Annotated in this window: 9 protein-coding genes; 1 reads left to right on the top strand and 8 read right to left on the bottom strand. The window is 40.7% G+C overall.

Annotation, left to right across the window (positions count from 1 at the left end; all coding sequences use genetic code 11):
* Window positions 1–192: 192 nt before the first annotated feature.
* On the top strand, window positions 193–3,222 hold the full coding sequence (locus tag ACSBL2_RS02585; RefSeq protein WP_442590125.1) for a glycosyltransferase family 117 protein: 3,030 nt from the start codon (window positions 193–195) through the stop codon (window positions 3,220–3,222).
* 118 nt (window positions 3,223–3,340) lie between these two features.
* Here the strand turns inward: ACSBL2_RS02585 and ACSBL2_RS02580 are convergent, their stop codons facing one another.
* From ACSBL2_RS02580 to ACSBL2_RS02545, 8 genes are all read right to left on the bottom strand, one after another.
* The gene (locus ACSBL2_RS02580) at window positions 3,341–4,303 is read right to left on the bottom strand and encodes an acetyl-CoA carboxylase carboxyltransferase subunit alpha (protein WP_442590124.1); all 963 of its coding nucleotides are present in this window, start codon (window positions 4,301–4,303) and stop codon (window positions 3,341–3,343) included.
* A gap of 505 nt (window positions 4,304–4,808) precedes the next feature.
* Window positions 4,809–6,158 (bottom strand): MFS transporter, encoded by a 1,350-nt coding sequence (locus tag ACSBL2_RS02575; protein WP_442590123.1) that lies wholly within the window; start codon window positions 6,156–6,158, stop codon window positions 4,809–4,811.
* Window positions 6,159–6,186: 28 nt separating this feature from the next.
* On the bottom strand, window positions 6,187–7,854 hold the full coding sequence (locus ACSBL2_RS02570) for an alpha-amylase family protein (protein ID WP_442590122.1): 1,668 nt from the start codon (window positions 7,852–7,854) through the stop codon (window positions 6,187–6,189).
* An 86-nt stretch (window positions 7,855–7,940) separates the two neighbouring features.
* Window positions 7,941–10,262, bottom strand: a complete 2,322-nt coding sequence (locus ACSBL2_RS02565; protein WP_442590121.1) for a glycoside hydrolase family 65 protein — start codon at window positions 10,260–10,262, stop codon at window positions 7,941–7,943.
* 274 nt (window positions 10,263–10,536) lie between these two features.
* Window positions 10,537–11,202, bottom strand: a complete 666-nt coding sequence (gene pgmB, locus ACSBL2_RS02560) for a beta-phosphoglucomutase (protein WP_442590120.1) — start codon at window positions 11,200–11,202, stop codon at window positions 10,537–10,539.
* A gap of 1 nt (window position 11,203) precedes the next feature.
* Complete coding sequence (locus ACSBL2_RS02555) at window positions 11,204–13,054, bottom strand: glycoside hydrolase family 13 protein (RefSeq protein WP_442590119.1); 1,851 nt, start codon at window positions 13,052–13,054, stop codon at window positions 11,204–11,206.
* 169 nt (window positions 13,055–13,223) lie between these two features.
* On the bottom strand, window positions 13,224–14,264 hold the full coding sequence (locus ACSBL2_RS02550) for a SusE domain-containing protein (protein WP_442590118.1): 1,041 nt from the start codon (window positions 14,262–14,264) through the stop codon (window positions 13,224–13,226).
* Between the two features lie 18 nt (window positions 14,265–14,282).
* A complete protein-coding gene (locus tag ACSBL2_RS02545; protein WP_442590117.1) occupies window positions 14,283–15,851 on the bottom strand; it encodes a RagB/SusD family nutrient uptake outer membrane protein in 1,569 nt (522 codons plus the stop codon).
* Window position 15,852 lies beyond the last annotated feature (1 nt).

Here is a 15,852-nt window from a genome sequence, read left to right as displayed (position 1 = left end):
ATGCAAATCTACGTAGATTTCTGATAAATGCAAATCTATTTGAAAAAAAAATTAAAATATTTTAAAAAACACGTTCCAGAGGCCTATGAGCAGGTATTTTTTGTTAAACTCTTCTCTTGTGTCTCTTTATATCAATCTATTTCATTATTTTCGGCTGCATTTTTATATGCAGAAATTATATATTAAATTAAGATGAACTATTCAAAAATTAATAACCTTACAGGATGGCTGTGTTTTTTAATTGCCACAGTAACTTATATATTGACTTTAGAGCCTTCTGTTAGTTTCTGGGATTGCGGTGAGTTTATCGCTTCAGCCCTGAAAATGCAGGTCGTGCATCAACCTGGTGCACCACTGTTCCTGATGATACAGCGTTTCTTTTCCCTGCTGGCATTGGGTGACATCACTAAAGTAGCTTATTTCATGAACGTAGGTTCTGCTATTGCAAGTGCTGCGACCATCTTATTTTTATTCTGGACCATCACGGCGCTGGCTAAGAAGATGTTTATTAAAACAGAAGCAGACTTAACACTGACCAATATCATTACCATTATGGGTGCCGGTGCTGTGGGTGCACTTGCCTATACTTTCTCCGATAGTTTCTGGTTTTCCGCAGTGGAATCTGAGGTTTACGCTTTATCTTCCCTGTTTACAGCAATCGTATTCTGGGGTATCCTTAAATGGGAAGCACATGCCGATGAGCCCCGCGCCGATAAATGGTTATTGTTTATCGCATATATTATGGGCCTGTCTATTGGTATCCACTTACTCAACCTGCTGACAATCCCGGCAATTGCCTTTGTTTATTATTTCCGCAAGACCGCTAAACCAACTAATGCAGGGATTATTAAGACTCTTGCTGTTGGTATACTGATCCTTGCCATTGTACAATATGGCATTATTCAATACCTGGTATCTTTCGGCGCCTATTTCGATTTATTCTTCGTGAATACACTGGGATTAGGTTTCGGTACCGGGGTCATCTTCTTTGCCATTTTGCTGATCGGCGGACTGACCTGGGGGATCCGTTATTCTATCCAACAACAGAACAAGTTTTTAAATCTTGCCCTGTTGTCTACTGTGCTGATCATTTTCGGGTACTGCTCGTTTGCCATGATCATCATCAGAGCAAAAGCAAAACCTAACCTGAATAACAGTAACCCTGATAATGCATTCTCTTTTTTAAGCTACCTGAACAGGGAGCAATATGGTGACAGGCCTCTATTGTTTGGTCCAAACTATAATTCAGAAAAAGTAAGCCTTAAAGAAGGTAAAAACCTTTATCGCAAAGGGGAAGACAAATATGAAGTTTCAGGTAAGAAAACAGATTACGAATATGACAGGACTACTGTTTTCCCAAGGATGTACAGCGATGAACCCAGACATGTTCAGGAATACAAGCAGATGATGGGCTTTGATGACAGCTATTTCCCTGGTTTGTTTGACAATGTAAATTACCTGTTCAAATACCAGATAGGCAATATGTACATGCGTTATTTCATGTGGAATTTTGCAGGCCGTCAAAATGATGACCAGGGTGCCGGAGTTTACCAGGGACAATTCCTGAGTGGAGTTAAACCCCTGGATGCCATGATGCTGGGTGACCAAACTAACCTGCCACCATCTATTGTGGACAATGCTGCCTACAATCGCTTTTTCTTCCTGCCATTAATTCTGGGACTGCTGGGGGCGATCTGGCATTTCAAACGCAACCAAAAGGATGCAGGAATTGTAGGTCTTCTTTTCTTCTTCACCGGTGTTGCCATTGTGCTTTACCTCAACCAGAAGCCCCTGGAGCCAAGAGAAAGGGACTATGCCTATGCAGGATCGTTCTATGCCTTTGCCATCTGGATAGGGTTTAGTGTATTTGCTTTAAAAGACTGGATCTTCAAAAAAATTACGCCGCAGACAGGCGCTATCGGTGCTACAGTAATCGGCTTATTTGCCGGTCCGGTGATCATGGCAGCACAGGGATGGGATGACCATGACCGTTCTACGAAAATGGTTGCGCATGATATTGCAGTAGATTACCTGGAGTCCTGTGCACCGAACGCGATTTTGTTCACCTACGGCGATAACGATACTTACCCCTTATGGTATGCCCAAGAAGTAGAAAACATCAGACCAGATATCCGCCTCGTGAATTTAAGCTTATTTGATACGGACTGGTATATTGATGGAATGAAACGCCAGCAAAATGAATCTGCACCACTTCCGATCAGCATGAAACCTTCACAATATGTACAAGGAGTAAGGGATGTGATGTATTATTCAGATTATAAAATTGCAGGTTCTGTTGAACTGAAAAATATTCTTGACGTATTGCTATCGGATAATGATGAGGATAAAATTCCACTGCAGAATGGTACTAAAGAAAACTTTATCCCAACTAAAAACTTCCAGCTTACCGTGAATAAGGATGATGTAGTAAAAACAGGTACAGTAAAAGCTGCTGATACGGCAAAAATTACTCCTCTTATGCAATGGACCTTCAATAAAGGTTATGTCACCAAAGGAACACTGGCCATGATTGATATCCTGGTAAACAACAACTGGAAAAGACCTATCTATTTCGCAAGCACAGTTCCTTCAGACCAATTTAACGGATTAGATAACTATTTGTATACGGAAGGCCTTGCTTTGCGCCTATTGCCATTAAAATTAGATACTGCAGTCGGAAAAAGTGAACTGGTAAATACAGATGTACTTTACCACAACATGTATACTAAATTTAAGTGGGGAAATGTGAAAAATGCACGTTATCTTGATACACAGTCTTCAGATGACATCTCTATCTTCAATAATCTTTTCAATACCACTATTTCTGGACTGATCAAAGAAGGAAAAATTGAAGATGCAAAAAAAGTGGTGAACCGTTATTATGAGGTTATGCCGGAAAAATTCTATGGTATGCGTTCAATTATGGGTGCTTATTTCCTCGCTGAAAATGAATATGCCCTGGGTGAAACGGCCAGAGCAAATGCATTACTGGAAAGATCTGCCGATTATATTCAGAAAGAACTGACTTACCTGGCAGATGTTTCTAAAAGCAAAAATACATTTATTGGTGGCCAGAATGTTCAGATAGGACTGCAGTTCTTAAACCAGATGGTAAAAACTACAGCTGAACAAAAGCAGGATAAACTCTCCCAGAAGCTTGCCTTACAATTCCAGGCACTGGAAGCCAGATTCTCTCCTTATTTCGCCCAGCAGGGAGAATAAGGGCAAAAAATACCATTAAACAAAAAGGGTTGCAATTCAGAATTGCAACCCTTTTTGTTTAATGATATTTTTTATATAGGACTGCATACGTTATGCAGCCTGCGCTCATTTCCTAATGTTATTCCTGTACAACGCCCATTGCACAGAATTTGTCGATCCTGTTGTTGATCATCTTCTCTGTTTTCTCTTTACCAAGCTCTTTTAAGTCCTTCAGGATTTGTGCTTTTAAAGTCTCTGCCATTACCTGCGGATTCTGATGTGCTCCTCCCAGAGGCTCTTTAATCACGCCGTCAATTAATTGATTACGGAACATATCACCGGAGGTAAGCTTCAGGCATTCTGCGGCCTTCTCTTTAAATTCCCAGCTGCGCCATAATATAGAAGAACAGGACTCCGGCGAGATCACAGAATACCAGGTATGCTCCAGCATATATACCTTATCACCGATACCAATACCTAAAGCTCCTCCTGAAGCTCCCTCACCAACGATGAAGCATAAAATTGGTACTTTCAATACAGACATTTCCAGTAAGTTTCTTGCAATGGCTTCGCCCTGCCCTCTTTCTTCTGCTTCTAATCCAGGATAAGCACCCATGGTATCAATAAAAGAAATTACGGGTTTATTGAATTTTTCTGCGAGACGCATTAATCTCAATGCTTTGCGGTATCCTTCAGGATTCGCCATTCCGAAATTACGGTATTGACGCTCTTTAGTATTTTTACCTTTCTGATGTCCTATAATCATAACCGACTGACCGGCGATGGTACCAAAACCACCAATGATGGCTTTATCATCTTTTACCGTACGGTCACCGTGCATTTCAATAAAATCATCGCAAATCATACTGATATAATCCAGCGTTTGCGGTCTTTCCGGATGACGGGATAATTGTACTTCCTGCCAGCCTGATAAGTTTTTGTAGAGTGCGTTCTGGGTCTTGGATAATTTCTCCTCCAGTTCAACCAGTGTTGCAGACATATCTACCTTTGTTTTATCAGCAACCTGTTTAACCTTTTCAATTTGCTGCATGAGTTCAGCAATAGGTTTTTCAAAATCAAACGTCGTTTTTATCTGTTCCATAAGTGGGCGGTAAAAATAGTCATTTTATTTAAAACTTCAAGTAAGCAATGTGTGAAGATCATTTTTTTATGCCTTATTCCCTGCTATTTATATTATTGTTTCTTATCTGTTTATTATCACTTATCTTTGCGATACTTTAGCCACCATCTCTCAGCAAAGCTGTTACCTCAGGCATCCTACACAAATCATTTACTATATAATAGCATACCCTCCCCTTAATTAAAGCCGTATAAAGAGATCTTTGTGAAGAAGGCAATATCAGCAGATAAAATCCAGCATCATAATTCATTAGTGTAATACTTATCAACAAGTTATTCACACTAAAAAATAAGATTCATCCCAGAAAAACTGATTAAGCGAATGCCATAAGACAATAACAAAAAAACTGATATACAGTTAAATACAAAAAAAATTAAATTAAAGTCAAAAAAACTGCTCACTAATTCCTTGAGGAATTAGTGAGCAGTTCTCCACATTTAGCTTCACGCAATATGTATATGCTTATTTATATTTCTGTATTGCTTTTGATGTTTAAGACAGAAAAAGCACCAAGAATCATAAATATACCGGCAATGATGATCGCATAGATGGCTTCACCGTTATAAAAATGTTTCACAATCATTCCCCCGAAAAAGCCGTTTACGATCTGTGGCATGGTAATGAAGAAGTTAAAGATTCCCATATATACACCCATCTTCCGGGCAGGTATCGAACTGGATAGGATGGCATAAGGCATCGAAAGAATACTTCCCCAGGCAAGGCCAATTCCGATCATGGAAATAATCAGATAATCGGGATTACTGATAAAATAAATAGATAACAGCCCAAGTCCTCCACAAATCAGAGAGAATGCGTGTGCGACCTTACGACTGGTAGCTTTAGCAATAGAAGGAAGGATCAGCGCATAGATGGCAGAAACACCATTATATACTCCAAACAAAATTCCTACCCAGTTTCCCGCATCTGCAAACTTTACAGAAGAGGTATCACCCGGCAACACTTTATAAATATGTTGGGCAATTGCAGGTGTGGTAAATACCCACATAGAAAACAAAGCAAACCAGGAGAAAAACTGTACCAGTCCCAGTTGTTTCATGGTACGTGGCATATTGGAAAAATCAGTAAAGATCGACATTATTCCCTTTTCCTTCTCCGTTTCCGGTTCGGCCCCGTGATATAATGCCATTTCCTCTGGCGGATACTCTTTTGTCGTCAGTACAGTCCATAAGATAGTCGCCAATAATATCGCGGCACCGGCATAAAAAGAGAAAATCACATTTTGTGGTACCTGCCCTGCCGCAGCAACTTTAGAAACCCCCAGATATTCCGAAAAGAAGTAAGGCAACCATGATCCTGATATGGCACCGGCACCGATCAGGAAGGTCTGTATAGAGAACCCGAAACTTCGCTGACTCTCCGGCAGCTTATCGGCAACCAAAGCCCGGAAAGGTTCCATGGCCACATTAATCGAAGCGTCCATGATCATCAGCATACCAGCACCAATAATAATAGGAGGCATCAGATTGGCCATACTTGCCGAATTTGGCATGAGGATTAAAGCGATGGCAGTCAGCAATGCGCCAATCAGGAAATAAGGCCTTCTTCTGCCAAAGCGGTTCCAGGTTTTATCGCTATAGTAGCCTATAATAGGCTGTACAATCATTCCCGTTAAGGGTGCTGCAAGCCAAAAAAGGGATAAGTGCTCTACATCGGCACCAAAGGTTTGCAAAATTCTTGAGGCGTTTCCATTCTGAAGGGCAAAGCCGAACTGTATACCGAAAAATCCGGCACTCAGATTAAAGATCTGAGATTTTGATAGCTTTGGCTTCGACGCGGCAACTTGATGATGTTCCATGAGGATATTTGGTTTTGATTATTCCGTGCTAAAATTCGAGGATCTGCGCACTCATTGGCAATACCCATACTGGTATTGTATTTTCTTTAATATCATTTAGTTTGAGATCGGACAACTTGTCCACAACGTTAGTTATTTTTCTATTTTTTAGTATTTCCTGTGGAATCTGCACCTGACTTTCCATTCTGTAATGTCGGTCGAAATTGACCAGGATGAGTAGCCGCTGGTTTGCGGTATAGCGAACATAACCATACATCCTCTTGTTCATATTGCCGCCTACCGGAATTTCCCATAACTGACCTTTGGCAACAGCTTCAGCTGTACCTGCAAACTGGAGTAACCTCACATAGTAGTTACGCAGTTCCTTTTGCTCAGGACCTAACCTTCCGCCATCCCAGGCACCATCATTCATCCATTTCTGGTGTTCCGGAATTCCCCAGTAATCAAATAAGGACGTTCTGTTATCTTCCCCGCCAAATCCTTCAGCACCACGTGCAGGTTCTCCTACTTCCTGACCAAAATAAGTCATCACAGGGCCTCCGGAAAGGGTTGCGGTGACCACCATTGCCGGTAATGCGAGCTCTGCTTTTCCGACAAAACCCGCTGAAGCAATGCGCTCCTCATCATGGTTTTCGAGGAACCGTAGCATCCGATCACCAAATCCGGCACTCTCCACCTGCCATACTTTTCTGATATCATTCACATCAGCATGGTCTTCACTACGGATTAACCTCTTCAGCCCGTCATATAGACCCACTTTGTCATACAAATAATCAAATTTACCAGTGGTAAGAAAAGATTTATAAGTAGTCGGATCATATGCTTCCCCAATGAATATAAGGTCAGGGTTCACTTTTTTCAGTTCCGGAATAACCCATGCCCAGAATTCCAATGGAACCATTTCGGCCATGTCACAACGGAAACCGTCTACACCTTTACCTGTCCAGAATACGAGAATATCGCGCATTTTATTCCATAACTCTGGTCGCGGAGAAAAATGTTTGGCTGAATGATGCTGCACATCCATTCCATAATTCAGTTTGATGGTTTCATACCAGTCATCGATTGAAGGTTTTTCTGAAAATACATTGTTTCCGGTGGCTTTAGCAGGAGATTCTGTATACTTCTGCTGCATTAAACCAGCTAATGGTGTTTGCACATCCGATTTTGGTGATGGGGGAATCAACGTTTTACCCGGAATATAATAATAATCATTGGCTGCACTGAAAGAAAGCAACTGATCGTCACCTTCACCAAAATCTTTTACTCCTGCAGGCTTAGCCAAAGAACGGTACTGGCGCGCCACATGATTCGGAATAAAGTCAATAATAACTTTCAGGTCTTTCTGATGTGTCCTTTTCACCAGTGCTTCAAACTCTGCCATACGGTCTCCGACGTTTATGGCCAGGTCAGGATCTACATCATAGTAATCTCTTACTGCATATGGTGATCCTGCCCTGCCTTTAACCACATTTGCATTGTTTGCCGGCAGGCCTTCTTTATCATAAGGCGTTAGGGTACCATGCGCAATCACACCTGTATACCAGACATACGTCGTTCCCAATTCCTTGATCCCATCCAGTGCTTTCTCATTAATGTCGGCGAACTTGCCACTGCCATTCTGCTCAATCGTCCCATAAGGAATATTGTTATGCAGCTTATTGCCAAATAATCTTGGCAATAGCTGATAAATCATTATTTTTTTGTTTTTCTGTGCTGAAGCATCATTCATAAATCCTGAACTTAATAAAATGAGTACGATAAAATTCCAGCGAAGATTTATCATACCAGTATTCCTTTATAAGAGATTATGGTTTCACCTTCGGGTACATCGTAAGATTTACTAAAGATATTAATGTCAAGCACTTCTTTTGTATTATTCGAAATACTGATCTCTTCTTTATTGATTTTAACTTTCAGCTGTACACCCCTGAATCCGATGTTAAAAGAGAAAGCACTCCACTCTTCAGGAAGAAATGGTGTAAACGAAAGTTTGTTATCCCTTACCCGCATTCCCGCAAATCCTTCTACAATACTCATCCAGGTACCGGCCATTGAAGTGATATGTAAACCATCTTCGGTATCGTTATTATAATCGTCAAGATCTAAACGTGAAGTACGCAGGTAAAACTCATAGGCGCGTTTACCATCGTTCAGTTTTGCGGCGAGGATACTGTGGACACATGGTGATAAGGAGCTTTCATGTACCGTACGTGATTCATAGAAATCAAAATTCCTGCGCAACGATTCCATGTCATAGTCATCTTCGAAGAAGTACATTCCCTGAAGAACATCGGCCTGTTTGATGAAACATGATCTTAATATCCTGTCCCAGCTCCATTTCTGGTTTAAGGGACGTGAAGTTGCAGGCAGGTCGCTCACCAGGATCTGTTCTTTGTCGAGATATCCATCCTGCTGAAGGAAAACACCCAGTTTTTCGTCATATGGCAAATAAATGTTTTCAGCCACATCAGTCCATTCAGCAAATTCTTCTTCCTCTTTTAAGGATGTTTTGGCTACAATTGCGGCATACTGCTCAGCATCTTCTGCTTTTACGATAGCTGCAGCTTCAATAGTATATTGTAAACACCATTTTGCCAGGGTACTGGTGTACCAATTATTATTGATGTTGTTTTCGTACTCATTTGGCCCCGTTACGCCCAACATGACATACTGCTCACGGTCGATACTCCAGTTCACACGCTGTTTCCAGAACCTGGCAATACCAATCAGTACCTCCAGCCCGAATTCTTTCAGATAGCTACTGTCACCTGTATATCTGATGTAATTGAAAATTGCAAATGCAATGGCACCATTTCTATGGATTTCCTCGAAGGTGATCTCCCATTCGTTATGACATTCCTCCCCGTTCATGGTCACCATAGGGTACAGCGCAGCACCTTTATCGAAGCCCAACTTTTGTGCATTTTCTATCGCTTTCTCTAAATGTTTATAACGGTATACCAGCAGATTTCTGGAAACTTCCTGCGGAGCAGTAGATAAGTAGAAAGGAATGCAATAGGCTTCCGTATCCCAATAGGTAGAACCTCCGTATTTTTCACCAGTGAAACCTTTCGGGCCAATATTTAAACGGGCATCTTTACCTGTATAAGTCTGATTTAACTGGAAGATATTAAAACGGATGGCCTGCTGGGCGGCAACATCACCTTCAATAATGATATCTCCTTCCTCCCATTTGGTGGCCCATGCTTCTGCCTGTTCAGTTAATAACTGATCGAATCCTTTAGCAGCCGCGGCACTCACTACTTTAATGGCTTGTTCCAGCAGTTCAGCAGCAGCGTAATTCTGTGAGGAAAGGTTTGTTGCAAACTTATAAATATCCACTGCAGCATCAGCCCTAACCTCAAAAGTTACCTTCTCCGCCAGGTATTTGTCCTTAACTGTACTTTCAGCTGATAAGGCGACTGGTTCCCCATGATTTAAAATCACTGTCTTTAAACCAGTAACCACATCAAATGCGGTCTTTTTGGTACGCATGGTTAAATACGAACCATTTTCATCTTGGCTTCTGCTTACCTCATCCCAGAATTTCTCATCATAGTTGGAATCCTGGTTTTTCACATCCCCGTCAACAAAAGAAACCACTTCAAGTTTACCGGAGAAATTAAGTGCAACAAACTGGTAATGCAAAGCTGCCACCTCGTCATTGGCGATACTAAAAAATCTTTTAGCCGCTACGCTGATCTGTTTGCCCGATGCCAGCTCTGCAGTAAATGTCCGCTCCAGGTAACCTTCTTTCATATTCAGTATACGTTTAAATCCGCTTACTGTACATAAACTAAGGTCGACCATTTCACCGTCCAGTTTAAGCTCAAGGCCCATCCAGTTCGCTGCATTTAATACTTTTGCAAAGTATTCAGGATAGCCATTTTTCCACCATCCTACACGGGTCTTATCCGGATAATATACCCCTGCAACATAATTTCCCTGTAATGATTCACCTGTATAGGTTTCTTCAAAATTAGCACGCTGCCCCATACGGCCGTTACCAAGACTAAAGATACTCTCTGATATTTTATTTAAATGAGGATCAAACCCTTCCTCAATGATATTCCATTCTTCTGCTTGAATATAGTTTTTCATCAGTATATATTTTCTTTTATAGGTTATGAAGAGATTATGATTCTATTTAGTGCTACTGCGTAGCGTTGAGAATCATAATGGTTTCATCAGTATATATTTTCTTTTATAGGTTATGAAGAGATTATGATTCTATTTAGTGCTACTGCGTAGCGTTGAGAATCATAATGGTTTCATCAGTATATATTTCCTTTTATAGGTTATGAAGAGATTATGATTCTATTTAGTGCTACTGCATAGCGTTGAGAATCATAATGGTTTCATCAGTATATTTTCGCTATTTTTCTTCGATCAATGCAATTAATTCTTCTACGGTTACACCGGAAAGATCTTTAATAATCAAATCAGTCCCAGGAAGGTTTTCTGCTTCCCCCACACCAACGACCGACATATTGGCAGCGAGTGCAGCCTGTACTCCTGCTGATGCATCTTCAAAAACAATACAGTTTTCCGGGGGAGTGGATAACAACTCTGCTCCTTTAAGAAATACTTCCGGATCAGGTTTTGAACTGGTCACAGAATTACCATCAACAATGGCATCAAAGAAATGAGTGAGGTTAGTCCGCTCGAGGATTAGCCCAGAGTTTTTACTTGCTGACCCCAAGGCAATTTTGATTCCCTGTGCTTTTAACTGCTGTAGCAATGCTGCAGATCCCGGCAATACTTCCGAAGCAGACATTTTATTGATCATGTCTACATACCAGGTATTTTTTAAGGTAGCGAGTTCTTCCTTTTCAGCATCACTTTTTGCAATTCCACCCCAGTTCAGGATCATATCCAGTGAACGCATACGGTTTACGCCTTTTAGCTGTTCATTCTGGGCATGACTAAAATCAAAACCTAAAGAGTTGGCCAGTTTTTTCCAGGCCTGATAATGGTAAACTGCAGTATCTACCAAAACTCCGTCAAGATCAAATATGCAGGCGATAGTTGTATGTTTCATATTAATTAAGTTCTAGTACCAGTGTTGTTTTCGCCGGAACATTTATAGTTTTTATATCATCTGTTTTTTCACCAGTGATGATGTTGACCAACGAAGATGCACTTTTTATTGATTCCGCAAATCGTGCAGTTTCTAAAGTTTTCACTTTATCCTCATTGTTCAGAATTACCATCACCGTTTTGCTTTTGCCAGACAGGTCAGTTCGGAAGTAAACATACATTCCATTTTCAGGCACATATTGTGTCATCTTTCCGGATTGCAAAGCAGGACTATTTTTCCTGTAATTGCCCAGCTTAGCCACCAGGTTAAATGCTTCATTCTCCTGCGGTGTACGACCCGCAGCGGTAAACTTGTTTATCTTATCTCCCGGCCATCCGCCAGGGAAGTCTGAACGGACTAAACCATCAGGATTAGAAAAGTTTTTCATCAGGATTTCAGTACCATAATACAATTGAGGAATTCCACGCATGGTATACAATAAAGCCATTCCTGATTTGTATTTGCTGAAATCTTCATTCACTACCGAGTAGAATCGGCTCATGTCATGGTTATCCCAGAAGATTACGTTTCTTGAAGGGTCCTGGTAAAGGAAATCCTGAGATAATATATTATATAACCTGAACAAACCATCTACCCATTCATTTTTACCATTCAGTGCTTCATAAACAGCACCTTTAAGCACATTGTCGGTAATACCCGGCAATTGTGTATCAAGCCCCCTGTTTACTGTATTTCCTTGCGTAAAGAAAGCTTGTGCAGGAACTGAATTCACCAGGGTTTCACCAAAGATGGTCAGTGTCGGAAACTCAGCCTTCACCTTTTTTGCCCAGTCGGCCATATATTCAGGATCATTATAAGCATAGGTATCTAATCTGAGCCCATCAATACCGGCATATTCAATCCACCAGATATGATTCTGGGTGATGAAATTCTGTACATATATATTTCTTTCGTTATAATCGGGCATAGTGGCGACGAACCAGCCGTCAACAGTCTTTTTACGGTCTGCTATAGACGTATGGGGATCCATCATAGGTTCATCACGGTAACTTGTTTGTGTGAAGACCGGCCATTGGTTTACCCAGTCTTTCATTGGCATATCTTTATAGATCCAGTTATGGACACCCATGTGGTTATGTACAATGTCTTTGATCACTTTCAGTCCATTGGCATGTGCTTTTTCCACGTAGGTTTTATACAGTTCATTGGTACCGAAACGCGGATCAATTTTGTAATGATCGGTTGCAGAATATCCATGATAAGAAGCATGTGGCTCATCATTTTCAATTTCCGGTGTCATCCAGATGGTCGTGATTCCCATTTCCTTAAAGTAATCAAAATGGTTCATCACTCCCTGGATATCACCTCCGTGACGGTAATACATCGAATCACGGTTAAGTGTAGTCTGTTCCATACCTTTAACCACATCATTTGATTTGTCGCCGTTTGAAAAACGGTCTGGCATCAGGAAGTAAATTACGTCCTTATCTGTTACCCCCTGAATACGGGAAGGAGATTTATCCCTGTTTTTCAGTTCATAGGTATAGGTCAATTTTTTCTTTCCTTTTACAGTAAATGTAATCGGGAATTTGCCGGCTTTGGTATCGGCAGCGATTTCAAGATCAATAAATAGGTAATTCGGATTTTCAACTTTGTTCACCGCAGCAAGTTTAACTCCCGGGTATTCCAGTTGTACGGCATAAGCTGAAATATCTTTTCCATGAACCATCACCTGTAATTTAGGATTGTTCATTCCAACCCACCAGAACATAGGTTGTACATGGTCGAATTTAGACTGTGCCCATACATTTACAGAGAAAAGGACAAGGAAAATAACAAACAGCTTCTTCATTTTTAATAGTTTAATTATGTTTTAGTCAACCATAATCTGCAATTTCCGGATTTAAGAAATTCTCCGGATGTGCGGTAATGATTTGTCAATTGAGGATCAGTCTTGAGAGGTTCTGTTTTAAAATTAAGAAAAAAAAGCCCTGACACGAATGTCAGGGCATATGGTGTGTTTATTGTTTTGCTAAGATAAATTTGTAGTTACCAGGACTGCTTAAGTTCAGCGTAATGGTATAGGTACCTGCTTCAGTAACAGGAATAGCTACCCCATCATATTTCACTTTACCATCCGGAACAAGGTTGTTGCCGAAGTTGATCGCATCAGTTCCGTTCGCCCTGAATTTAAATGTACCGGCAGACAGTACTTTGGTTACTGTCCACAGTTTAGTAGCCGCGCTGAAAGTCATTGCTGTTTCAGTTGAAGCTGAACCTGTAGCATCACCGATCACAGCCCATGTAGTTTTTGTTAACGAATACGTTTTAGCATTTACATTCGCTTTTACCAGATAATAACCTGGCTCATTGATAGTGATGTTACCTCCACCACCCAGATCTAGAATACCTGGAGCCGAACCACTGCCATAACTGGCATCCCAGGAAGGTGCTGGTGTAAACTTAAATTCTGTCTTTGCATCCGGCATATTGATATAGCCTTCATAAACTCCATTATCAGGTACTGAAGAAACCCTTGCAGCTGTAGCCGGTGCCCATCCCTGGTAAGAACCAGGAACATATAATGAAGGATAAACAATATCCACCAGGTAAGGGATTACCGAGATGCTCAGCACATTTGAATAGGCAGGAGTAAAATTATTACTGATGCTGGCTTTAATTCTTACTTCGACTGTTCCTTCTGCACCCGCCCTTAGTTTTAACTGATTCACTACGGCATTAAAGTCCTTTACAATAAATGCCTTGGTTAACGCTCCTTCTAAAGAGACTTCCTGTGGTGCAGCAAAGTTATTACCGGCAGTGTCTACCTGCAGGGCATAGGATACAATATTATTATCGTATCCGAAGGATGATGTTGTGGAAGAAAAAGACAAAGCAGCTTTTAAAGAGTCAGCCTCTGTAAGTACCAGACTACTGGCTGTAGCCGTTAATGTTGGTTTAGTTCCCTCTTTAGCGATAGTTTGTTTTTCATCCTTCTTACAGGAAATGAACAATAGTACAAACATACTATATGCCATTGTTTTGATGAATATTGATTTCATATCAATTATAATTTCTTGTTAATAACCAGGATTTTGAGTCAAATTCGTATTTGCAATCAAATCAGATGCAGGCAATGGGAAAATATTGCGAGTTGCCGCCACTGCACGACCTGCTTTAATCCCCCCCTTAAATGGCCATAAATATGAACCATCTGTGAATTTACCATAACGTATTAAATCTGTACGCCTGTAACCTTCCCAGTAAAATTCCTTTGCTCTTTCAGATAAGATATCATCCAGAGTAAGTGATACTACATTCCCAGAAGTATTGCCATAGGCACGCTCACGCAGTTTATTCACATATTCAATCGCCTGCGCTGTTGTTCCACCATTTCCTCCACGAAGGACTGCTTCTGCATAATTCAGGTAAGCCTCAGGTAAACGGAACAATGGAAAATCTATAGAACAGAAAGTACCACCTGCTGTTGTTGGTGTAACCCCATCTTTAGTCTTATTTCTGAATTTTGTGACTGCAAGTCCATCAGTGAATACTGCTACATCATCATTTGCAGCTTTACCGGCATAAAACAATGCTCTTGAATCTGCTGCATTGGTAAAGATAGATGATAAAGTAGAACGTGAACGTATACCACCCCATCCACCACTTGGAACTCCAAAGTCAGCAGGTTTCATATCAGCATTGATAGACGCATTGACAAGAAACGTTGTCCCACCATAATTCTGTGTGAAATTCCCATCATAATTGATTCCCAGAATCATTTCAGTATTGTTCTCATTGTTATCGGCAAGGAACAGGTGAGTATACTTAGGTAATAAGGAATAACCACCAGCAATAACCTTACTTGCATAAGTAATTGCTTCGCTATTTTTAGCAGTACCTGTATAAACAGAAGCATTCAGATACAACCGTGATAACAACATATCTGCAGCACCTCTGGTGATTCTGCCATATTCATTTGTGGTATTCAACTCTGGCTCTATAGCTAACAATTCAGATTCTACATAATTAAATAAATCAGTCCGGGTTATTTGTTTTGGGGCTACTTTCCCAATCAGATCATTCTCGGTAATAAATGGAGGATTACCAAACATATCCATCAATACCCAGTACTGGTAGGCACGTAAAAATCTGGCTTCAGCCCTATATTTAGCAATATCAGCAGCATCATTACCTGTGATATTACGTGCAGACACTTTTTCCGGAGTACTTTCACGAAGAAATTCATTGGCTACTGTAATCTGATACAGACTTCTGGTATACACAGCCTGCAAAAGGATATTATCAGAAGTGAATGTCATATAATTCAGGTCATACAGGCCTGGATCATTCCATACGCAAAGTGCTTCATCCGAAGTAAGCTCCTGAACATTCCAGTATAAACGGATAAAATCTGAAGCTCCCGCATCAATTCCTCCTAAGTCACCATTATCGCCGGCACCACCTCTTCCTACAGTAGCAAAACTACCATATATCTTTGTTAACACTTGTTTATATCCAGCCGGGGTAGAGTAAACGACATCAGCTGTAAGGTCATTTGTAGGCGATAAATTCAGGTCTTTTTTACAAGACGAGAAAGTAGCCATGGCAATGGCACTTGTTATGAATATTTTAAATAGATTTTTCATC

It is taken from the genome of Pedobacter sp. AW31-3R (assembly GCF_052180285.1).
Lineage (GTDB): Bacteria > Bacteroidota > Bacteroidia > Sphingobacteriales > Sphingobacteriaceae > Pedobacter.
Note: the sequence above shows the minus strand (reverse complement) of the source record. Positions and strands in the feature narration are given on the sequence as shown.

Bases quoted from the DNA above. Each gene is read 5' to 3' on its own strand.
- ACSBL2_RS02585 (WP_442590125.1), top strand. From the start codon at position 193: ATGAACTATTCAAAAATTAATAACCTTACAGGATGGCTGTGTTTTTTA.
- ACSBL2_RS02580 (WP_442590124.1), bottom strand. From the start codon at position 4,303: ATGGAACAGATAAAAACGACGTTTGATTTTGAAAAACCTATTGCTGAA.
- ACSBL2_RS02575 (WP_442590123.1), bottom strand. From the start codon at position 6,158: ATGGAACATCATCAAGTTGCCGCGTCGAAGCCAAAGCTATCAAAATCT.
- ACSBL2_RS02570 (WP_442590122.1), bottom strand. From the start codon at position 7,854: ATGATTTATCAGCTATTGCCAAGATTATTTGGCAATAAGCTGCATAAC.
- ACSBL2_RS02565 (WP_442590121.1), bottom strand. From the start codon at position 10,262: ATGAAAAACTATATTCAAGCAGAAGAATGGAATATCATTGAGGAAGGG.
- pgmB (WP_442590120.1), bottom strand. From the start codon at position 11,202: ATGAAACATACAACTATCGCCTGCATATTTGATCTTGACGGAGTTTTG.
- ACSBL2_RS02555 (WP_442590119.1), bottom strand. From the start codon at position 13,054: ATGAAGAAGCTGTTTGTTATTTTCCTTGTCCTTTTCTCTGTAAATGTA.
- ACSBL2_RS02550 (WP_442590118.1), bottom strand. From the start codon at position 14,264: ATGAAATCAATATTCATCAAAACAATGGCATATAGTATGTTTGTACTA.
- ACSBL2_RS02545 (WP_442590117.1), bottom strand. From the start codon at position 15,851: ATGAAAAATCTATTTAAAATATTCATAACAAGTGCCATTGCCATGGCT.